At 59.2% G+C, this 20,086-nt stretch carries 19 protein-coding genes; 11 read left to right on the forward strand and 8 right to left on the reverse strand.

All coding sequences use genetic code 11. The features are described from left to right. Nucleotides 1–198 precede the first annotated feature (198 nt). Together gcvP and KB892_RS02755 are read left to right on the forward strand one after the other, a co-directional pair. On the forward strand, nt 199–3,072 hold the full coding sequence (gcvP, locus tag KB892_RS02750) for an aminomethyl-transferring glycine dehydrogenase (protein WP_002916478.1): 2,874 nt from the start codon (nt 199–201) through the stop codon (nt 3,070–3,072). A gap of 62 nt (nt 3,073–3,134) precedes the next feature. After that, nucleotides 3,135–3,878: an SDR family oxidoreductase gene (locus KB892_RS02755; protein ID WP_004151781.1), complete on the forward strand. Its 744-nt coding sequence runs from the start codon at nt 3,135–3,137 to the stop codon at nt 3,876–3,878. 120 nt (nt 3,879–3,998) lie between these two features. On the opposite strand, the gene KB892_RS02760 is transcribed toward KB892_RS02755, so the two are convergent. The 6 genes from KB892_RS02760 to KB892_RS02785 all read right to left on the reverse strand — a co-directional run bounded on the left by KB892_RS02760 (nt 3,999) and on the right by KB892_RS02785 (nt 9,928). Beyond that, on the reverse strand, nt 3,999–4,502 hold the full coding sequence (locus KB892_RS02760) for a protein disulfide oxidoreductase (protein WP_002916475.1): 504 nt from the start codon (nt 4,500–4,502) through the stop codon (nt 3,999–4,001). After that, the gene (locus KB892_RS02765) at nt 4,492–5,103 is read right to left on the reverse strand and encodes a DsbA family protein (RefSeq protein WP_002916474.1); all 612 of its coding nucleotides are present in this window, start codon (nt 5,101–5,103) and stop codon (nt 4,492–4,494) included. Before KB892_RS02765 ends, KB892_RS02760 begins: the two co-directional genes overlap by 11 nt. Before the next feature lies 1 nt (nt 5,104). Continuing rightward, nucleotides 5,105–7,114, reverse strand: coding sequence for a protein-disulfide reductase DsbD family protein (locus KB892_RS02770; protein ID WP_004151782.1), 2,010 nt, complete (start codon nt 7,112–7,114; stop codon nt 5,105–5,107). Between the two features lie 49 nt (nt 7,115–7,163). After that, complete coding sequence (locus KB892_RS02775; protein ID WP_002916323.1) at nt 7,164–7,523, reverse strand: copper resistance protein; 360 nt, start codon at nt 7,521–7,523, stop codon at nt 7,164–7,166. A 124-nt stretch (nt 7,524–7,647) separates the two neighbouring features. Further along, nucleotides 7,648–9,081, reverse strand: coding sequence for a 6-phospho-beta-glucosidase BglA (gene bglA, locus KB892_RS02780; RefSeq protein WP_002916322.1), 1,434 nt, complete (start codon nt 9,079–9,081; stop codon nt 7,648–7,650). Nucleotides 9,082–9,199: 118 nt separating this feature from the next. Next, complete coding sequence (locus tag KB892_RS02785; protein ID WP_002916321.1) at nt 9,200–9,928, reverse strand: MurR/RpiR family transcriptional regulator; 729 nt, start codon at nt 9,926–9,928, stop codon at nt 9,200–9,202. A gap of 49 nt (nt 9,929–9,977) precedes the next feature. Here KB892_RS02785 and yqfB point away from each other — a divergent pair, with 49 nt between their 5' ends. Next, entirely contained in the window at nt 9,978–10,289 is a 312-nt protein-coding gene (gene yqfB, locus KB892_RS02790; RefSeq protein WP_002916319.1) for a N(4)-acetylcytidine aminohydrolase, read from the forward strand. A 163-nt stretch (nt 10,290–10,452) separates the two neighbouring features. Next, nucleotides 10,453–11,112, forward strand: a complete 660-nt coding sequence (trhA, locus tag KB892_RS02795) for a PAQR family membrane homeostasis protein TrhA (protein WP_002916317.1) — start codon at nt 10,453–10,455, stop codon at nt 11,110–11,112. A gap of 150 nt (nt 11,113–11,262) precedes the next feature. On the opposite strand, the gene ygfZ is transcribed toward trhA, so the two are convergent. Continuing rightward, nucleotides 11,263–12,246 (reverse strand): tRNA-modifying protein YgfZ, encoded by a 984-nt coding sequence (gene ygfZ, locus KB892_RS02800; RefSeq protein WP_002916313.1) that lies wholly within the window; start codon nt 12,244–12,246, stop codon nt 11,263–11,265. A gap of 245 nt (nt 12,247–12,491) precedes the next feature. On the opposite strand from ygfZ, the gene sdhE reads away from it, so the two are divergent. Further along, nucleotides 12,492–12,758 (forward strand): FAD assembly factor SdhE, encoded by a 267-nt coding sequence (sdhE, locus tag KB892_RS02805; protein ID WP_002916312.1) that lies wholly within the window; start codon nt 12,492–12,494, stop codon nt 12,756–12,758. Continuing rightward, a complete protein-coding gene (locus tag KB892_RS02810) occupies nt 12,739–13,146 on the forward strand; it encodes a protein YgfX (protein ID WP_004144731.1) in 408 nt (135 codons plus the stop codon). The genes sdhE and KB892_RS02810 overlap by 20 nt, the downstream gene beginning before the upstream one ends. A 6-nt stretch (nt 13,147–13,152) precedes the next feature. Here the strand turns inward: KB892_RS02810 and fldB are convergent, their stop codons facing one another. Beyond that, the gene (gene fldB / locus KB892_RS02815; RefSeq protein ID WP_002916308.1) at nt 13,153–13,674 is read right to left on the reverse strand and encodes a flavodoxin FldB; all 522 of its coding nucleotides are present in this window, start codon (nt 13,672–13,674) and stop codon (nt 13,153–13,155) included. Nucleotides 13,675–13,774: 100 nt separating this feature from the next. Here fldB and xerD point away from each other — a divergent pair, with 100 nt between their 5' ends. The 5 genes from xerD to lysS all read left to right on the forward strand — a co-directional run bounded on the left by xerD (nt 13,775) and on the right by lysS (nt 19,857). Beyond that, complete coding sequence (xerD, locus tag KB892_RS02820; RefSeq protein ID WP_004144729.1) at nt 13,775–14,671, forward strand: site-specific tyrosine recombinase XerD; 897 nt, start codon at nt 13,775–13,777, stop codon at nt 14,669–14,671. Nucleotides 14,672–14,693: 22 nt separating this feature from the next. Next, the gene (gene dsbC, locus KB892_RS02825; RefSeq protein ID WP_002916301.1) at nt 14,694–15,407 is read left to right on the forward strand and encodes a bifunctional protein-disulfide isomerase/oxidoreductase DsbC; all 714 of its coding nucleotides are present in this window, start codon (nt 14,694–14,696) and stop codon (nt 15,405–15,407) included. A 5-nt stretch (nt 15,408–15,412) separates the two neighbouring features. Further along, entirely contained in the window at nt 15,413–17,146 is a 1,734-nt protein-coding gene (gene recJ, locus KB892_RS02830) for a single-stranded-DNA-specific exonuclease RecJ (RefSeq protein WP_004151783.1), read from the forward strand. An 85-nt stretch (nt 17,147–17,231) separates the two neighbouring features. Continuing rightward, nucleotides 17,232–18,330 (forward strand): peptide chain release factor 2 gene (gene prfB, locus KB892_RS02835; protein WP_095858446.1). Its coding sequence is split into 2 segments (ribosomal slippage): nt 17,232–17,306 and nt 17,308–18,330, totalling 1,098 coding nucleotides; the frame shifts between segments, so codons are not numbered across the junction. A 9-nt stretch (nt 18,331–18,339) separates the two neighbouring features. After that, entirely contained in the window at nt 18,340–19,857 is a 1,518-nt protein-coding gene (gene lysS / locus KB892_RS02840) for a lysine--tRNA ligase (protein ID WP_002916299.1), read from the forward strand. The last annotated feature ends 229 nt before the right edge of the window (nt 19,858–20,086 follow it).

The following is a 20,086-nucleotide window of genomic DNA, read 5'->3' on the forward strand; positions in this document are numbered from 1 at the left end:
CATCCTTCACGCTGCAGGGGCGTTGGCTTCCTGGCTCCCCCCGGTCACTTACTTTTGTAAGCTCCCGGGGAGTCGCTGTGTCGCCGCCTTCCTGCAACGCGAATGATTTTGCGTATTCTGGCCCGGTAAGCATCAGCGCTTGCCGGGCAAACCAGTCAGACAACCACGATTCACCGCACGTTTCAGGAACCATCGCTCATGACTCAGACTTTAAGTCAGCTTGAAAACCGCGACGCCTTTATTGAACGTCACATTGGCCCGGACGCTCAGCAACAGCAAGAGATGCTGAAGACCGTCGGCGCGGATTCGCTTAACGCCCTGATCGGCCAGATTGTGCCGCAGGATATCCAGCTGGCGACCCCACCGCAGGTGGGCGACGCGACTACCGAATTCGCCGCGCTGGCGGAGCTGAAGGCGATTGCCAGTCGCAACAAGCGCTTCAAGTCTTACATCGGCATGGGCTATACCGCCGTGCAGCTGCCGCCGGTCATTCAGCGCAACATGCTGGAAAACCCGGGCTGGTATACCGCCTATACCCCTTACCAGCCGGAAGTATCCCAGGGCCGTCTGGAGTCGCTGCTCAACTTCCAGCAGGTCACTCTGGATCTGACCGGGTTGGATATCGCTTCCGCTTCGCTGCTTGATGAAGCCACCGCCGCCGCCGAAGCGATGGCGATGGCCAAACGCGTCAGTAAACTGAAGAGCGCCAACCGCTTCTTCGTTGCCGCCGACGTCCATCCGCAAACCCTGGACGTGGTGCGCACCCGCGCGGAAACCTTCGGTTTCGACGTCATCGTCGATGACGCCGACAAAGTGCTCGATCACCAGGATGTCTTCGGCGTGCTGCTGCAGCAGGTGGGCACCACCGGCGAAATCCACGATTACAGCAAACTGATCGCCGAGCTGAAAGCGCGCAAAGTGATTGTCAGCGTCGCTGCCGACTTTATGGCGCTGGTGCTGCTGACGGCGCCGGGCAAGCAGGGCGCGGATATCGTCTTCGGTTCCGCCCAACGCTTCGGCGTGCCGATGGGCTACGGCGGCCCGCACGCAGCCTTCTTCGCGGCGAAAGATGAATTCAAACGCTCCATGCCGGGCCGGATTATCGGCGTATCGAAAGATGCGGCGGGGAATACCGCGCTGCGCATGGCGATGCAGACTCGCGAGCAGCACATCCGCCGTGAGAAAGCGAACTCCAACATTTGTACCTCGCAGGTTCTGCTGGCCAACATCGCCAGCCTGTACGCGGTATTCCACGGCCCGGCGGGTCTGAAACGTATCGCTGGCCGCATTCATCGTCTGACCGACATTCTGGCCGACGGCCTGCAGAAGAAAGGGCTGAAGCTGCGCCATGCCCACTACTTCGACACCCTGTGCGTCGAAGTGGCGGATAAAGCCGCGGTGCTGGCGCGTGCCGAAGCCCTGCAGATTAACCTGCGCAGCGATATTCACGGCGCGGTGGGCATTACGCTCGATGAAGCGACCACCCGCGAAGATGTGCTGAACCTGTTCCGCGCCATCGTCGGCGACGATCACGGTCTGGATATCGATACCCTGGATAAAGACGTGGCGCTGGATAGCCGTTCGATCCCGGCGGCGATGCTGCGCGACGATGCGATCCTCACCCATCCGGTGTTTAACCGCTACCATAGCGAAACCGAGATGATGCGCTACATGCACGCCCTGGAGCGTAAAGATCTGGCGCTGAACCAGGCGATGATCCCGCTGGGCTCCTGCACCATGAAACTGAACGCCGCGGCGGAGATGATCCCGATCACCTGGCCGGAATTCGCCGAGCTGCACCCGTTCTGCCCGGTCGAGCAGGCGGAAGGGTATCAGCAGATGATCGCCCAGCTTTCCGACTGGCTGGTGAAACTGACCGGCTATGACGCCGTCTGCATGCAGCCGAACTCCGGCGCGCAGGGTGAATATGCTGGTCTGCTGGCGATTCGCCATTATCACGAGAGCCGCAACGAAGGCCATCGCGATATCTGCCTGATCCCTAGCTCCGCGCACGGCACCAACCCGGCTTCCGCGCAGATGGCGGGTATGCAGGTAGTGGTCGTTGCCTGTGATAAAAACGGCAACATCGATCTCGCCGATCTGCGTGAAAAAGCAGAGCAGGCGGGGGCCAATCTCTCCTGCATCATGGTCACCTATCCGTCGACCCACGGCGTGTATGAAGAGACCATTCGCGAAGTGTGCGAGATCGTGCACCAGTTTGGCGGCCAGGTTTATCTCGACGGCGCCAACATGAACGCCCAGGTCGGGATCACCTCTCCGGGCTTTATCGGCGCCGACGTTTCGCACCTCAACCTGCATAAAACGTTCTGCATTCCGCACGGCGGCGGCGGCCCGGGCATGGGCCCAATCGGCGTGAAAGCGCACCTGGCGCCGTTCGTGCCGGGCCACAGCGTGGTACAGATTGAAGGTATGCTGACCCGCCAGGGCGCGGTTTCCGCCGCGCCGTTCGGCAGCGCGTCCATTTTGCCGATCAGCTGGATGTATATCCGCATGATGGGCGCGGAAGGGCTGAAGCAGGCGAGCCAGAACGCGATCCTTAACGCCAACTACATCGCTACCCGGCTGAAAGACGCCTACCCGGTGCTCTACACCGGTCGCGATGGTCGCGTAGCGCACGAATGTATTCTCGATATTCGTCCGCTGAAAGAAGAGACCGGCATTAGCGAGCTGGATATCGCCAAGCGCCTGATCGACTTTGGCTTCCATGCCCCGACCATGTCTTTCCCGGTAGCGGGGACGCTGATGGTTGAGCCGACGGAATCGGAAAGCAAGGTCGAGCTGGACCGCTTTATCGACGCGATGCTGGCGATCCGCGCGGAAATCGACCGCGTCAAAGCCGGCGAATGGCCGTTGGAGGATAACCCTCTGGTGAACGCGCCGCACACCCAGGGCGAGCTGGTGGGCGAGTGGAACCATCCGTACAGCCGCGAGCTGGCGGTATTCCCGGCTGGGTTGCACAACAAGTACTGGCCGACGGTGAAACGTCTGGATGATGTCTACGGCGACCGCAACCTGTTCTGCTCCTGCGTGCCGATGAGCGAATACCAGTAAGTTTGCGTTTTAGCTAAACTTTTAAAGGCGCTGCGGCGCCTTTATTTTTTTGGAGGGAAGGTATGGGAATAGCTCTTATTAGCGGCGCGAGCCGCGGCATAGGCCGGGCGACGGCGCTGCTGCTGGCGCAGGAAGGGTATACCGTGGCGGTCAATTACCATCACAACATTAACGCCGCCACCGAGGTGGTGAATACCATTGTGGCGTCTGGCGGCAAAGCCACGGCGCTGCGGGCGGACATCAGCGATGAAGCGCAGGTGATGGCGATGTTTGAGGCGATCGACCGCATGGGCGAGCCGCTGACGGCGCTGGTCAACAACGCCGGGATCCTGTTTACCCAGTGTACGGTGGAGAGCCTGAGCGCCGAGCGTATTAACCGCGTGCTGGCCACCAACGTCACCGGTTACTTCCTCTGCTGTCGTGAGGCGGTAAAGCGTATGTCACATCGGCATGGCGGCAAGGGCGGGGCGATAGTTAACGTGTCGTCGGCGGCCTCGCGCCTTGGCGCGCCGGGGGAGTACGTTGACTATGCCGCGTCGAAAGGGGCGGTAGATACCCTGACCACCGGGCTGGCGCTGGAGGTGGCGGCGCAGGGGATCCGGGTCAACGGCGTGCGTCCGGGGCTGATTTATACCGAGATGCACGCCTCCGGCGGTGAGCCGGGACGCGTGGATCGAGTGAAAGGTTCGCTACCGATGCAGCGCGGCGGCCTGCCGGAAGAGGTCGCTCAGGCCATTGCCTGGCTGCTGAGCGACAAAGCGTCGTATGTGACGGGTAGCTTCCTTGAACTGGCGGGCGGGAAATAACCCGTAGATGTCTATTGCCCGGCGGCGCTGCGCTTGCCGGCCCTACGGGGTCAAAGCCGAATGGTAGGCCGGGTGGCGGATACGCCTTACCCGGCATAAAAACCGCTAAAGCCCGGCGGCCTACCAGGAGGCCAGCCACAGCCGCAGGCGCATTCCCCAGCCGCTGGTCCAGCCGGTGGTAACCGACTTTACCTCGCCTTGAGAAATGACCACCAGCGTTGGCGTTACCTGGATATCCCACTGCCGCGCCAGCTGGCCGCTTGGATCATTCACCGTCGGCAGCGCCAGTTTCTTCCTGGTCAGCCACTTCTCCAGCGTGACGTTATCGCCGGAACGCAGGGCTACCGTCAGCACATTGCCGCTGTCCGCGGCAAGCGATGCCACCGACGGCGTGGTATAGCGACAAACTCCGCACCAGGTCGCCCAGACGTACAGCAGCAGCGGCTTTTGCTGGCTCATGGCATGCAGATCCAGCGTCCTGCCGTCGAGTGTCTGCAGCGATGTGGCGCTGACGTTTTGCGGCAGCGCGGGCTGGCGAAAATAATCCACCGCCAGGCTCACCGCCGCGCCAATCAGCAGCCACACCGCCAGCTCGCGCAGCCAGCGCCTGATTTTACTGGCCACGGGCTTTCGCCAGCTGCTCTTTCACCAGCCCCTCCAGCTCATCAGCAGGGATCGCGCCGGCCACCATCTGATCGCCGATGATGGTCGCCGGGGTGCCCTGAATATTCAGCACCTGCGACAAAATCAGGTTCATCTTCAGCGAATCCATGGTCTTGTCATCGATTTTTACACTATCGGTGGCGGTTTTCTTCTGCGCGGCGGCGATACTGGCGTCATCGTGATAGCCTTTTTTCGCCATCAGCCGCTGATGCAGCGCCCAGAATTTATCGGGCTGCTGACGCCAGGTGGAGAGCGCGGTTTTAGCGGCATTCACCGAACTCTGCCCTTTAAACGGCAGCAGCTTAACGATGAGCTGGATGTCCGGATTATCGTGGACGATTTTTTCCAGCAGCGGATCAAACTGTTTGCAGTAAGGGCAGTTGTAATCGGTAAACGAGACGATTGTGAGTTTTGGCTCTTTCGCGCCGGTGCGCGGGCTATTCGGATCGTTAAACAGCAGCTGGGCTAACTGGTCATTACCGTTCGATTGTGGTTCTTCCGCCGGGGCGGCGAAGCTGAAGGCCGATACGCACAGCAGTAATAAGGCGGTGATAGCTCTCATGTTATTTTCCTTTAGCGGCGGACAGGGTGGCGAGAAGGTGTTCGCGGTCTAACAGCGCAGGCAGAATCTGTCCCTGCGGCAATTCCGGTCCGTAAATCTGGTTAAACGGCACCGCGGCGCTGCCGCGAGCGGTTAAAAACTGGCTAATGTCAGCGGAGGGGCGGCTCCAGTCGCCGCGCAGGGCGACTACGTCTGGCGCTAACAGCGCCTGCTGGACGTCGTCGCGCAGCAGCACGTTGTATTTATTGGCTTTACAGGTCACGCACCAGTCGGCGGTGACATCAATAAATACCCGCTTATGCTCCGCCAGGGCGCTGGCGATAGCCTGCTCGCTGAGCGGCTGCCAGTTAACCCGGTCGCGGCGCGGGCCCTGGCCGTCCTGTTGGGCGACAAAGGCGACGGCGCCCGCCACCACGATGGCCAGAGCGCCCGCGCGTAGCGCCGTCCGCCAGCGGTAGCGCCAGGCGGTGGCCACTAGCAGGGCGATGGCCAGAATCACCAGCAGGGTAAGCACCGGCGTACGGCCGATGTGGATCGTCAGCAGGCTGACCAGCCATAGCGCTGAACCAAGCATCATTAGCCCCAGCACCACCCGCAGATGATTCATCCAGCGGCCCGGGCGTGGCAGTCGTTGCGCCAGACCCGGCCAGGCAACGATCAGCAGCCACGGCAGGCTCATGCCGATCCCCATGGCGAAGAAAATGCCCCACAGCAGCGGCAGGGGCGCCACCAGCGCCACCGACACGGCGGTACCGAGGAACGGCGCGGTACAGGGCGTCGCCAGCAGGGTGGCGAAGGCGCCCTGCCAGAAATGGCCCATTAAGCCGTTGCCGCCCCTGGTGGCGAGGAAAGTGCTGGCGCTGGAGGATAGGCGGATTTCGAACAGCCCCAATAAACTGGCGCCGAACAGCACCATCACCAGCGCCATCGCGCCGATAAACCACGGGTTCTGGAACTGGATGCCCCAGCCGAGCGCCTGATTCCCCAGGCGTAGCGCGGTCATCATCAGCGCCAGCGCCAGGAACGAGACGACGATCCCGCACACCGAGGCGAGGAACTGCCGCCGCACCGCGCCGCGTTCGCGACCTTCGGTTTGCACCAGCGAGCCGAGCTTCATCGCCAGCACCGGCAGCACGCAGGGCATGACGTTGAGAATAAGCCCGCCGGCCAGCGCCATCAGCAGCACCCAGCCTAACGCCAGCCCCGGCGCGGCGCTGCCGGCGGCGACGGCGATTTGGCTTTCCTGCGCCTGACCGCTATCGGCCAGCACCAGCGACAGCGTTTTGCCGCTCAGGTCCGGCGCCGCTTCGCCCCAGCTGTCGGTGACTGGTACGGTGGCGGTCAACGTAGCGCCGCGGCTGGTAAAGCTCGGCTTACCGAAATCGACATCCTCCATGCTGTCGATAAACAGCGCTGGCTGCTGCCAGCCGGCATCGCGGCGGGCGGTCACCGTCAGTTTGCCGCTGACGTAGCTGGCGGTCAGTTGCGAAGTCAGGCCATCGCGCAGCGGCAGTGTGCCCATCGCGCGGGTAAAATCATAATTAAATCGCTCCCCCGCCGGAGTCGTCATATCCAGCGAAAAGGGATAGTCAGTGAGAATACAGACATTGCTGCAGGTAGAGAGCGTCAGGACGCCGCTAAGCGTCGGCGGTATCTTCCCGCGCAGCGTCATCGGAAAGCTGACGTCGCCGTGATAGCCCTGAGTGGAAATGCCCGCGACGTCGAAGCGCTGCGGCGTCGGCCAGCGCCAGTTCACCTCCAGCGGCGTGTGCCAGGCGATAGCCGGCGCGATGCCGCCTTCCCCTGGCGAGCGCCAGTAGGTTTTCCAGCCCTTTTCCAGCGCTACGTCTAAAAGCAGGCGAGTGTCGCCATTGCTTTCGGTTTGCGCCCGCAGGCGGACGCTGGCGTGTTGATTGTCGGCGGCGCGCAGCCAGCCGCTGTCGGCGGCCTGGCTGACGGGCAGCCATAGCCAAAGCAGGCAGACCAGTAGTCGCCTGAATACCATATACATAAGTTTGCTCCGTAAGTGATGAATTAACCTGAACTGTCAGGAGAATCAATCACTCACGGAAGATGCATAATCGCAGATGCACCCGCAATCGGGGTGGGGAGATAACGCGGGGAGGCCACTGGCGTTCGATACGCGGCGGGATCGCCGCCAGCACCGCCAGCAGCAGGGTGATAGCCAACAGCGCCCCTTCAAACAGCATCGGCGGAACGGCCATCAGCGACTTGGCGCTGAGCTCGCACGGCGTGACCGGCGCCTCGACCTGATCCTGGTTTTGCTGTAGCGACGGGCTGTCGGCGGTGAGGTTCATGACCAGCGCGTGCATCCCGGCCATCCGCTGGGCGGTGCAGGTTAGCACTACCAGACAGGCCAGGAGGACAAAAAGAATGGCTTTGCGTTGTCGCTTAATCATGATTGCCTCAAATATTCACGAGGCTTATCTTAACGGGCGAACGGGTTTTGGCAATGGTAAAGCTGTAAAGAAGTGTCTGGCGGATAAGCAATTAGCCCTCCCCCGGCCGGGAGAGGGCGGTTAGTTACAGGTTCTCACCGTTGCTGGCGATGACCTCTTTGTACCAGTTAAAGCTCTTCTTGCGCGAGCGGGACATATCGCCGGTGCCATCGTCGTGTTTGTTGACGTAGATGAAGCCGTAGCGTTTGCTGTACTGCCCGGTGGTGAAGGAGACGCAGTCGATGCAGCCCCATGGGGTATAGCCCAGCAGATCGACGCCGTCATAAGTGACCGCTTTGATCATCTCTTCGATGTGGGCGCGCAGGTAGTCGATGCGGTAGTCATCGTTGATGCTGCCGTCGGCTTCTACTTTGTCGTAGGCGCCAAAGCCGTTTTCCACGATAAACAGCGGCTTCTGATAACGCTCATACAGTTCACACAGAGAATAGCGCAGGCCGACCGGGTCAATCTGCCAGCCCCAGTCGGAAGCTTTGACGTGCGGGTTCGGCACGCTGCCTTCGAAACCGGAAATGGCGTCGCCAGTGCCGCCCTCGGCTTTCACCGCGTTGGTCATGTAGTAGCTGAAGCCGAGATAGGCGCAGGTACCTTCGCGCAGGATCTGCGCGTCGCCGTCTTCCATCCTGATGTTGAAGCCGCGGCGTTCCCATTCATTCAACACATAGCTCGGGTAGTAACCGCGCAGCTGGACGTCGGTAAAGACGTAGCGCTCGCGCATCGACTCCTGGGCGAACATGACATCTTCCGGTTTGCAGGAGTAAGGGTAGAGGGCGACCATCGCCAGCATGCAGCCGACCTGCATGTCCGGGTTGATGCGCCGCGCCGCTTTCACCGCCAGCGCGCTGGCCACGAACTGGTGGTGCAGCACCTGGTACATGGTCTCTTCCGGATTGTCATGCTCGGTATAGACCACCCCGGAGCAGCAGTAGCCGAACAGCGGCGCGCGCCAGTTGCGCTGGTTGTTGATCTCGTTAAAGGTCATCCAGTATTTCACTTTGTGCTTATAGCGCTCGAAGACCACTTCGGCAAAGCGCACAAAGAAATCGACCACTTTGCGGTTGGTCCAGCCGCCATACTGCTGCACCAGGTGCAGGGGCATCTCGAAGTGGGAGAGAGTGATCACCGGCTCGATGTTGTATTTCAGCAGCTCGTCGAACATGTCGTCGTAGAACTTCAGTCCCTCTTCATTCGGCTGGGTTTCGTCACCCTGCGGGAAGATGCGGGTCCAGGCGATAGAGGTGCGGAAGCATTTGAAGCCCATCTCGGCGAACAGTTTGATGTCTTCTTTGTAGCGACCGTAGAAGTCGACGGCTTCGTGGTTCGGGTAGTATTTTCCCGCTTCGACCTGGTGGGTGATTTCGCGCGGCACGCCGTGCGCCCCGCCGGTCAACACATCGCAGATGCTGGGGCCTTTGCCGCCCTGATCCCAGCCGCCTTCAACCTGATGCGCGGCGACCGCGCCGCCCCATAAAAAATCTTTCGGAAGGGTTAATTTTTTCATCCTGGCTAATCTCTCTAATAACTATTGTTCTCGAGTCTAGCAAAGTGAAAGTGAATGTCACGATATAACAAATTCCGCCAAAGGTAATATGTTACATCAAAAAAACAGGCTGTTATTTTTAGCTGATTTTGCGCGCTAATTTACGTCCGAGGGATTCGAGAATATAGATCACTGGAATTTGCGTTGTAATATCGTAGACCCCGCCAATGCGCGTCTGCGGCACGTGCCAGGAGAGATTGAAATCAGCCAGTTTGGCCAGCCGCGAATGCTCATGGCTGGTAATCGACATTACCTTGCAATGATGCAGACTGAACTGGCTGGCAAAGCGCAGGATCTCTTCCGTCTCGCCAGAGACGGAAAGCACGATCGCCAGCGCGTTGCGGGCCATATCGTTGGTTACCGGAAAATAGGGGTCGTCAATATGGTTGCTGAATTTACCGACGTTGGAGAAGAAGCGTGCGCCATATTTCGCCAGCGCGCCGGAGGTGCCGGCGCCGACAAAAATAATACGTTCGGAGGCGAGAATAATATCGACGGCCTGCTCGAGTAATTCATCGAACTCGTCATTATTGACGCTTTTAAAAAAGCTCATTATTTCGCTGGCGCCGATATTTGCCTGTTGAGGCTCATTCTGCTCGAGATATAATTTAAAGCGCACGCGAAATTCAGAGTAGCCCTCGCACTGCAGTTTGCGGCAGAAGCGTAACACGGTGGTCGTGGAGACCCCGGCGGCCTCGGCCAGTTCGCGGATGGTCATGTACATCACTTTGTCACGATTTTTAATGACGTAGTGGTAGACCATCATCTCAAGATTATTGAGACTGGCGACAGCGGCGTGGGAGAACATACTCACAGGGCGAACTCACAATTCATAATGACCAGGACGGAATTATATCATGCAGGCCAATGACATTACCTTTTTTCAGCGTTTTCAGGACGACATCCTCGCCGGGCGCAAAACCATCACCATTCGCGATGCAGCGGAGTCGCACTTTAAGCCCGGCGATGTGCTGCGCGTTGGGCGCTATGAAGATGACGGCTATTTTTGCACCATTGCCGTGACCGCGACCTCGACGGTGACGCTCGATACGCTGACCGAACAGCATGCGCAACAGGAGAATATGACTCTCGGGCAGCTGCGGCAGGTCATCAGCGACATCTATCCTGGCGAGAGCCAGTTTTATGTCATTGAATTCAAAGCGCTTTAAGATAATCAGGAACAGCTGTGAGTTGAAATAAAAATGTAACTTTATGATTTTAAAGTATTTACAAATATACATCGTTTTATTTTAGCTAACAGGTGTTCACTGGAATCATTCTCAGTTACCCTAAGTGGGCAATGAAAGCGTTCTTGTTTTCACGGAGTCCAGTATGGTTCGCAAACCATTAATCACTCAGGGATATTCTCTGGCAGAGGAAGTTGCCAACAGCATCAGCCACGGGATCGGGCTGGTGTTCGGTATCGTCGGCCTTGTGTTGCTGCTGGTGCAGGCGGCAGATACAAACGCCAGCGCGACGGCGATCGCCAGCTACAGCCTGTACGGCGGCAGCATGATTATGCTGTTCCTCGCTTCCACGCTCTATCACGCGATCCCGCATCAGCGGGCGAAACAGTGGCTGAAGAAATTCGACCACTGCGCCATCTATTTGCTGATTGCCGGGACCTACACGCCGTTTTTGCTGGTGGGGTTGAATTCACCGCTGGCGAAGGGGCTGATGATCGTCATCTGGAGCCTGGCGCTGCTGGGGATCCTGTTTAAGCTGACCATCGCGCACCGCTTTAAAATTTTGTCGCTGGTGACCTATCTGACCATGGGGTGGCTGTCGCTTATCGTGGTCTATCAGCTGGCGGTGAAGCTGGCGGTGGGCGGGGTAACGCTGCTGGCGGTTGGCGGGGTGGTGTACTCGCTGGGGGTCATCTTCTACGTCTGCAAACGTATTCCTTATAACCACGCTATCTGGCACGGCTTCGTGCTCGGCGGCAGCGTGTGTCACTTCCTGGCGATTTATCTTTACATCGGCCAGTCCTGATAAACATCCCACGGTGGCGCTGCGCTTACCGTGGCTACAATACTCTACGGCCTGGAAATTCCACGGTGGCGCTACGCTTACCGTGGCTACGATATTCTGCGGCCGGGTAGCCCGGCTAAGGCGCAAGCGCCGCAAGCCGGGAACTTTTCCTTAATTTTCTTCCAGCGAATACGGCAATGGTTTGATGCTCAGGCTGCCGGCATCGTCGCGTACACGGAACACGCTGTCCGGTTCCATGTCGTTATTCATCACTACCTGGACCATCAGGCTTCCGTCATCCAGCTGTACGGCTGCCAGCACCGTACCGGTGCGGCGCCAGTTGTCGCCCATCTTCAGCTCCAGGTCTTCCCCGGCTTCCGGCACCCGGCTGGCGGTCCCTGACAGCGTCCACAGCGCGCGCTTATTGGCGCCGCGGAATTTCGCCCTCGCGACCATTTCCTGGCCGGTGTAGCAGCCTTTTTTGAAGCTGATGCCGCCCAGCGCCTGCAGGTTGGTGGCCTGCGGAATGAACTGCCCGCTGTTAGCGCTGTCGATAACCGGCAGGCCGGCTTCAATATTCAGCGCCAGCCACTGTTGGCTGTTGTTAAACTGCGCTTCGCCGCGCAACGCGTCGGTGACGCGGTTGGCGGTGTCGACATCGGTCACCAGCAGGAAGCGCTCGCCCGGGTGTTCAAACCACAGCAGGCTGGTGGCGCCTTCGCTGACCACCGGGGTGGCAGCGTCGGGCAAGGCGGCGAACAGCGGCGCCAGCGCGGCGCGCGCCTGGAAGCCGGCTACTCCCAGCAGAACCAGATCGTCGTTGGCGGCAATGGTGACTTTGGAGAAGACGGCATATTTTTTCAGCTCGGTCAGCTGCGCGTCGCGCAGGCTGCGGCGCTCAATCCACGCGAAGCCGCCCTCGCGACGGAATACGCGCAGGTTGCTCCACATCTTGCCTTTGGCATCACAGTGGGCGGCAAGCAGATGCTGGGCATCGGTGAGATGACTCACATCGGCGGTAATCTGCCCCTGCAGATATTTTTCGCTGTCCGGCCCGCTAATTGTCGCCAGCGCCCAGTCATCCAGGGTCATCAGCGTTAACGGCAGACGAGCGGAAGAGGAAGGCTGACGCGGAGGAAAAGGTGTAAAAGCCATAGTCATATCCTGAATCGCTTAACGCAGTGTGTGTGACCAATGGTAAAAGAGCTATAGTGCATTGCAAGTGCTTTCAACAGGCCATTTGTGCGCTGGCGTGAGACAGCCGCCTGACGCAGGGAATCAATAAACCCATCATTATTTTAAGGTTTTTATGGAAGGATGCTCGCATTCAGCGATATTCCTGTAAAGTTACGGCAGAAAACGGGTTAAACTAACCTATATTTTGCTGCTGGAAGGTCAACATGGACATTAACAATAAAGCACGTATCCACTGGGCATGCCGCCGCGGGATGCGCGAACTCGACATCTCCATCATGCCGTTCTTTGAGTATGAGTACGATACCCTCAGCGACGCTGACAAACAGCTGTTCATTCGCCTGCTGGAAAATGACGATCCGGATCTGTTCAACTGGCTGATGAACCACGGCAAACCGGCCGATGCGGAGCTGCAGCGGATGGTAACCTTAATTCAGACACGGAATCGGGAACGTGGTCCTGTGGCAATCTGATCTCCGTATCTCCTGGCGCGCGCAGTGGTTTTCCCTGCTGCTTCACGGCGTGGTGGCGGCCCTGGTGCTGTTGGTTCCCTGGCCGCTGAGCTATACCCCGATCTGGCTGCTGCTGTCGCTGGTGGTCTTCGACTGCGTGCGCAGCCAGCGGCGGATCCATGCCCGTCGCGGGGAGATAAAACTGCTCACCGATTCCCGTCTTCGCTGGCAAAACGCCGAATGGGAAATCCTCGGGACGCCGTGGGTTATCAATAGCGGTATGCTGCTGCGTTTGCGCCATGTCGATACCCGGCGCGGACAGCATCTTTGGCTGGCGGCGGACAGCATGGACGCCGGAGAGTGGCGCGATCTGCGCCGGCTGGTGCTGCAAAAACCGGCGCAGGAGTAAGCCGCGTCAGGAAAAGTGTTCGGCCATTTCGCCGAGGATCTGCTCGCACCAGCTCTGGATGCGCTCGTCGCTCAGGTCGTACTGGTTGGTTTCATCCAGCGCCAGGCCAACGAACAGTTGGCCATCGGCGATCACCGGTTTCGGGCTGGTGAACTCATAGCCTTCGGTTGGCCAGTAGCCGACAAACTTCACGCCCCTGGTCGCCAGCTTGTCATGCAGCATGCCGAGCGCGTCAAGGAACCATTCGCCGTAGCCCAGCTGATCGCCCATGCCGTACAGCGCGACGATCTTTCCCTCGAGGTTCAGGGTGTCCAGCTGATCCCAGACCGCTTCCCAGTCTTCCTGAATTTCGCCGAAATCCCAGGTCGGGATGCCAAGGATCAGTACGTCGTACTGGCTCATCAGCGCGGGGGAGTCATCTTTCAGATTGTGCAGCGTCACCAGTTCGGGGCCGATGATATCGCGGATTTTCTCCGCGGCCATTTCGGTGTAGCAGGTACTGGAGCCGTAAAACAGACCTATATTCATCGCGTAAACATCTCGATTCTTGCCGTGAATGGCGGGCAGTGTACCAGAAAGGCGTCCTCTTAAGGCATAATGAGAGCGTTTAACGAACAAAGAGGCCGATGTGAAACAGGATCTGGCACTAATCGAACAGTTTCTCGATGCCCTTTGGCTGGAGCGCAACCTGGCGGAGAATACGCTCAGCGCCTACCGTCGCGATTTGACGATGTTAGTTGAGTGGTTGCACCATCGCGGCCTGTCGCTGGCAAGCGTTGGCAGCGACGATCTGCAGGCGCTGCTGGCTGAGCGGCAGTCCGGCGGCTACAAAGCCACCAGCACCGCGCGCCTGCTGAGCGCCGTGCGCCGTTTTTTCCAGCATCTGTACCGGGAAAAAATTCGCCCGGACGATCCCAGCGCGCTGCTGGCCTCGCCGAAGCTACCGCAGCGGCTGCCAAAAGATCTCAGTGAGGCGCAGGTTGAGCGCCTGCTGCAGGCGCCGCTGGTGGAGCAGCCGCTGGAATTGCGCGATAAAGCGATGCTGGAGGTGCTGTATGCCACCGGCCTGCGCGTCTCGGAGCTGGTGGGGCTGACGATGAGCGACATCAGCCTGCGGCAGGGCGTGCTGCGGGTGGTGGGAAAAGGCAACAAAGAGCGGCTGGTGCCGCTGGGGGAAGAGGCGGTACTGTGGGTGGAAAATTACCTCGAGTATGGTCGCCCCTGGCTGCTGAACGGCGTGGCGTCGGATGTCTTATTTCCCAGCCAGCGCGCCCAGCAGATGACGCGCCAGACCTTCTGGCATCGGATTAAACACTATGCCGTACTGGCGGGGATCGACAGCGAAAAGCTTTCCCCGCACGTGTTACGCCATGCGTTCGCCACGCATTTGCTCAATCATGGCGCCGATCTGCGCGTGGTGCAGATGCTGTTAGGACACAGCGATCTCTCCACCACGCAGATATACACCCACGTGGCGACCGAGCGTCTGCGACAACTTCATCAACAGCACCACCCGCGGGCGTGAGTGCTGAACAAAAGGACTGAGTATGAAAAAAGGTTTATTGATGTTCACCCTGCTGGCGGCCTCCCTTTCAGGAGCGGCGCACGCCGATAGCGCGGCAATTAAACAGTCGCTGGCGAAGCTGGGTGTGCAGAGCACCGATATTCAACCATCGCCGGTTTCCGGGATGAGCACGGTGCTGACCGACAGCGGCGTGCTGTACGTGACCGACGACGGCAAACATATCATCCAGGGGCCGATGTACGACGTGAGCGGCGCGCAGCCGGTCAACGTCACCAACCAGCTGCTGCTGGGTAAGCTGAACGCGCTGAGCAATGAGATGATTGTCTACAAAGCGCCGAAGGAGCAGCACGTCATCACCGTCTTCACCGATATTACCTGCGGCTACTGTCATAAACTGCACGAGCAGATGAGCGACTACAACGCGCTGGGGATCACCGTGCGTTATCTGGCCTTCCCGCGCCAGGGGCTGCAAAGCCAGGCCGAGCAGGATATGAAAGCGATCTGGTGTGCGAAAGATCGCAACAAAGCGCTGGATGACGCCATGAATGGTAAAGGCGTGCAGCCGGCGAGCTGCAGCGTAGATATCGCCAAACATTACACCCTCGGCGTGCAGATGGGCGTCAACGGTACGCCGGCGATGGTCCTCAGTAACGGCATGGTGCTGCCGGGCTATCAGGGGCCGAAAGAGCTGAAGGCGTTCCTTGATGAGCACAAAAAACAGACAAGCGGTAACTGATTCGCGTGAAACAACAGATACAACTACGCCGCCGCGAGGCGATTGACGGCGTCGAACTCCCCGCCGACCTGCCGCCGCTGCTGCAGCGGCTATATGCCAGCCGCGGGGTGCGCAGCGCGCAGGAGCTGGAGCGCAGCGTCAAAGGCATGCTCCCCTGGACGCAGCTCACCGGCGTTGAAAAAGCGGTCGAGATGCTGCATGACGCGTTCCAGAAAGGGTTGCACATCGTGGTGGTCGGTGATTTTGACGCCGACGGCGCCACCAGCACCGCGCTCAGCGTGTTGGCCCTGCGCGCGCTGGGTTACGGCAACGTCTCCTATCTGGTGCCGAACCGCTTTGAAGACGGCTACGGTTTAAGCCCGGAAGTGGTCGATCAGGCCCATGCTCGCGGCGCGCAGATGATCATGACCGTCGACAACGGGATCTCGTCCCATGCCGGCGTCGATCATGCCCATGCGCTGGGGATCCCGGTGCTGGTGACCGATCACCATCTGCCGGGCGAGACGCTGCCGGCGGCGGAAGCTATCGTTAATCCCAACCTGCGCGATTGCGACTTCCCGTCAAAATCACTGGCCGGGGTGGGGGTGGCGTTTTATCTGATGCTGGCGCTGCGCACTTTTCTGCGCGATAAAGGCTGGTTCGACGCTCGCGGCATCCCCGCGCCGAACCTTGCCGAGCTGCTGGATCTGGTGGCGCTAGGCACCGTCGCGGACGTCGTGCCGCTGGATGCTAATAACCGTATCCTCACCTGGCAGGGGTTAAGCCGCATTCGCGCCGGCAAATGTCGGCCCGGTATTAAGGCGCTGCTGGAAATTGCCAACCGCGATCCGCAAAAGCTGGCGGCCAGCGACCTCGGTTTCGCCCTCGGGCCGCGCCTGAACGCGGCGGGACGGCTGGACGACATGTCGGTCGGCGTCGCGCTGCTGCTGTGCGACAACATCGGCGAAGCGCGGGTGCTGGCCAACGAGCTCGATGCGCTTAATCAGACGCGCAAAGAGATTGAGCAGGGGATGCAGGCGGAAGCGCTAACGCTCTGTCAGCAGCTGGAGCGCAGCGCCGATACCCTGCCCGGCGGGCTGGCGATGTACCATCCGCAATGGCATCAAGGGGTAGTCGGCATTCTCGCCTCGCGGATTAAGGAGCGCTTCCATCGCCCGGTTATCGCTTTTGCGCCTACCGGCGACGGCACGCTGAAAGGCTCCGGCCGTTCCATTCAGGGGTTGCATATGCGCGATGCGCTGGAGCGCCTTGATACGCTTTATCCCGGGCTAATCCTGAAGTTCGGCGGCCACGCGATGGCGGCGGGCTTATCGCTGGAGGAGGCGCGTTTTGAAGAGTTTCAACAGCGCTTCGGCGAGCTGGTGACCGAATGGCTGGATCCTGCGCTGTTGCAGGGCGAGGTGGTTTCCGATGGCCCGCTGGCGGCGGCGGAGATGAGCATGGAAGTGGCGCAGATGCTGCGCGACGCCGGGCCGTGGGGGCAGATGTTCCCGGAACCGCTGTTTGACGGTCGTTTTCGCCTGCTGCAGCAGCGGCTGGTGGGCGAGCGTCACCTGAAGGTGATGGTCGAACCGGTTGACGGCGGGCCGCTGCTGGACGGTATCGCCTTCAACGTGGATACTTCCATCTGGCCGGATAACGGCGTGCGTGAAGTCCAGTTAGCCTACAAGCTCGACATCAACGAGTTCCGCGGCAACCGTAGCCTGCAGCTGATCATCGATCACCTCTGGCCAAATTGACAACAGTGTAGGAATAAGGGCGCGAATCCGGTAGAATTCCGCTCTTATCACCGCATTTTGACAAATCCATTAAAAGAAACCGACCATGTTTGAAATAAATCCGGTAAAAAACCGCATTCAGGACCTCACGGAGCGCTCCGACGTTCTTAGGGGGTATCTTTGACTACGATGCCAAGAAAGAGCGTCTCGAAGAAGTAAACGCCGAGCTGGAACAGCCGGACGTGTGGAACGAACCCGAACGCGCCCAGGCGCTGGGTAAAGAGCGTTCTTCCCTGGAAGCCATCGTAGATACCCTGGATCAGATGTCCCAGGGGCTGGAAGACGTTGCCGGCCTGCTGGATCTGGCCGTGGAAGCGGATGACGAAGAGACCTTTAACGAAGCCGTCGCCGAGCTGGATACCCTGGAAGAGAAGCTGGCGCAGCTTGAGTTCCGCCGCATGTTCTCCGGCGAATACGACAGCGCCGATTGCTACCTTGACATTCAGGCCGGTTCCGGCGGCACCGAAGCCCAGGACTGGGCCAGCATGCTGATGCGCATGTACCTGCGCTGGGCGGAAGCGCGCGGCTTTAAGACCGAAATCATCGAAGAATCCGAAGGTGAAGTCGCGGGGATTAAATCCGTGACCATTAAGATCATTGGCGATTACGCCTACGGCTGGCTGCGTACGGAAACCGGCGTTCATCGTCTGGTGCGTAAGAGCCCGTTCGATTCCGGCGGCCGCCGTCATACCTCCTTCAGCTCCGCGTTCGTTTACCCGGAAGTGGAAGACGATATCGATATCGAAATTAACCCGGCCGACCTGCGCATTGACGTATACCGCGCCTCCGGCGCCGGTGGTCAGCACGTTAACCGTACGGAATCCGCGGTGCGTATTACCCATATCCCGACCGGATTGGTGACGCAGTGCCAGAACGACCGTTCGCAGCACAAAAATAAAGACCAGGCCATGAAGCAGATGAAAGCAAAGCTTTATGAACTGGAGATGCAGAAGAAAAATGCCGAGAAGCAGGCGATGGAAGACAACAAGTCCGATATCGGCTGGGGCAGCCAGATCCGCTCTTACGTGCTGGATGACTCGCGTATTAAAGATCTGCGTACCGGGGTGGAAACCCGCAACACTCAGGCGGTGCTCGATGGCAGCCTGGACCAATTTATCGAAGCAAGTTTGAAAGCAGGGTTATGAGGAACCAACATGTCTGAACAACAAGCACAGGGCGCTGACGCGGCAATTGACCTTAATAATGAACTGAAAACCCGTCGCGAGAAGCTGGCTGCGCTGCGTGAGCAGGGCGTCGCATTCCCGAACGATTTCCGTCGTGACCATACCTCTGACCAACTGCACGCTGACTTCGATGGCAAAGAAAACGAAGAGCTGGAAGCGCTGAACGTTGAAGTGGCCGTTGCTGGCCGCATGATGACCCGTCGTATCATGGGTAAAGCCTCCTTCGTGACCCTGCAGGACGTAGGCGGCCGCATCCAGCTGTACGTGGCGCGTGATGACCTGGCGGAAGGCGTTTATAACGACCAGTTCAAAAAGTGGGACCTCGGCGACATCATCGCCGCCCGCGGTAAGTTGTTCAAGACCAAAACCGGTGAGCTCTCTATCCACTGCACCGAGCTGCGTCTGTTGACTAAAGCTCTGCGCCCGCTGCCGGACAAATTCCACGGCCTGCAGGATCAGGAAGCGCGTTACCGTCAGCGTTACCTGGACCTGATTTCCAACGATGAATCTCGTAAGACCTTCAAAGTGCGTTCGCAGATCCTGGCGGGCATCCGTCAGTTCATGGTTGGCCGCGGCTTTATGGAAGTAGAAACCCCGATGATGCAGGTGATCCCGGGCGGCGCTTCCGCGCGTCCGTTCATCACCCATCATAACGCGCTGGATCTGGACATGTACCTGCGTATCGCGCCGGAACTGTACCTCAAGCGTCTGGTGGTTGGCGGCTTCGAACGCGTCTTCGAGATCAACCGTAACTTCCGTAACGAAGGGATCTCCGTTCGTCATAACCCAGAGTTCACCATGATGGAACTCTACATGGCTTATGCGGATTACAAAGATCTGATCGAGCTGACCGAATCTCTGTTCCGCACCCTGGCGCAGGACATCCTCGGCAATACCGAAGTGCCTTACGGCGACCAGGTGTTCGACTTCGGCAAGCCGTTTGAAAAACTGACCATGCGCGAAGCGATCAAGAAATACCGTCCGGAAACCGAGATGGCGGATCTGGATAACTTTGATTCCGCGAAAGCGATCGCTGAATCTATCGGCATCAAAGTGGAGAAGAGCTGGGGTCTGGGCCGTATCGTGACCGAGATCTTCGAAGAAGTGGCGGAAGCGCACCTGATCCAGCCGACCTTCATCACCGAATACCCGGCGGAAGTTTCTCCGCTGGCGCGCCGTAACGACGTCAACCCGGAAATCACCGACCGCTTTGAATTCTTCATTGGCGGCCGTGAGATCGGTAACGGCTTTAGCGAGCTGAACGACGCCGAAGACCAGGCGCAGCGCTTCCAGGATCAGGTTGATGCGAAAGCCGCAGGCGACGACGAAGCAATGTTCTATGACGAAGACTATGTCACCGCGCTGGAACACGGCCTGCCGCCGACCGCTGGTCTGGGTATCGGTATCGACCGTATGGTCATGCTGTTCACCAACAGCCACACCATCCGCGACGTTATTCTGTTCCCGGCGATGCGTCCGCAGAAATAATCGCCCTTCGCGAAAAGCAAAAAACCCGGCTTGCCGGGTTTTTTTATGTCTGATGTGAGGTCCTAAGGCTGGCGTAGCCTGGCTCAGCGCAGCGCAAGCCGGGGATCCCGGATGACGGCGTAAACGCCTTATCCGGGCTACGCAATGGCGCAGAACCGTAGGCCTGTGCAAGCGTAGCGCCGCCAGGCATTAATGACAGGCACAGGGCTGCGCCTGGCCTGGAGAATAG

It is taken from the genome of Klebsiella sp. P1927, from assembly GCF_018204675.1.
Lineage (GTDB): Bacteria > Pseudomonadota > Gammaproteobacteria > Enterobacterales > Enterobacteriaceae > Klebsiella > Klebsiella pneumoniae.

What these genes read in the sequence shown, in the direction of transcription:
- KB892_RS02775 (WP_002916323.1), bottom strand. Translation starts at nt 7,523, where the DNA reads ATGATTAAGCGACAACGCAAAGCCATTCTTTTTGTCCTCCTGGCCTGT.
- KB892_RS02755 (WP_004151781.1), top strand. Translation starts at nt 3,135, where the DNA reads ATGGGAATAGCTCTTATTAGCGGCGCGAGCCGCGGCATAGGCCGGGCG.
- fldB (WP_002916308.1), bottom strand. Translation starts at nt 13,674, where the DNA reads ATGAATATAGGTCTGTTTTACGGCTCCAGTACCTGCTACACCGAAATG.
- KB892_RS02785 (WP_002916321.1), bottom strand. Translation starts at nt 9,928, where the DNA reads ATGTTCTCCCACGCCGCTGTCGCCAGTCTCAATAATCTTGAGATGATG.
- sdhE (WP_002916312.1), top strand. Translation starts at nt 12,492, where the DNA reads ATGGACATTAACAATAAAGCACGTATCCACTGGGCATGCCGCCGCGGG.
- KB892_RS02770 (WP_004151782.1), bottom strand. Translation starts at nt 7,114, where the DNA reads ATGTATATGGTATTCAGGCGACTACTGGTCTGCCTGCTTTGGCTATGG.
- trhA (WP_002916317.1), top strand. Translation starts at nt 10,453, where the DNA reads ATGGTTCGCAAACCATTAATCACTCAGGGATATTCTCTGGCAGAGGAA.
- gcvP (WP_002916478.1), top strand. Translation starts at nt 199, where the DNA reads ATGACTCAGACTTTAAGTCAGCTTGAAAACCGCGACGCCTTTATTGAA.
- yqfB (WP_002916319.1), top strand. Translation starts at nt 9,978, where the DNA reads ATGCAGGCCAATGACATTACCTTTTTTCAGCGTTTTCAGGACGACATC.
- dsbC (WP_002916301.1), top strand. Translation starts at nt 14,694, where the DNA reads ATGAAAAAAGGTTTATTGATGTTCACCCTGCTGGCGGCCTCCCTTTCA.
- KB892_RS02765 (WP_002916474.1), bottom strand. Translation starts at nt 5,103, where the DNA reads ATGAGAGCTATCACCGCCTTATTACTGCTGTGCGTATCGGCCTTCAGC.
- lysS (WP_002916299.1), top strand. Translation starts at nt 18,340, where the DNA reads ATGTCTGAACAACAAGCACAGGGCGCTGACGCGGCAATTGACCTTAAT.
- ygfZ (WP_002916313.1), bottom strand. Translation starts at nt 12,246, where the DNA reads ATGGCTTTTACACCTTTTCCTCCGCGTCAGCCTTCCTCTTCCGCTCGT.
- bglA (WP_002916322.1), bottom strand. Translation starts at nt 9,081, where the DNA reads ATGAAAAAATTAACCCTTCCGAAAGATTTTTTATGGGGCGGCGCGGTC.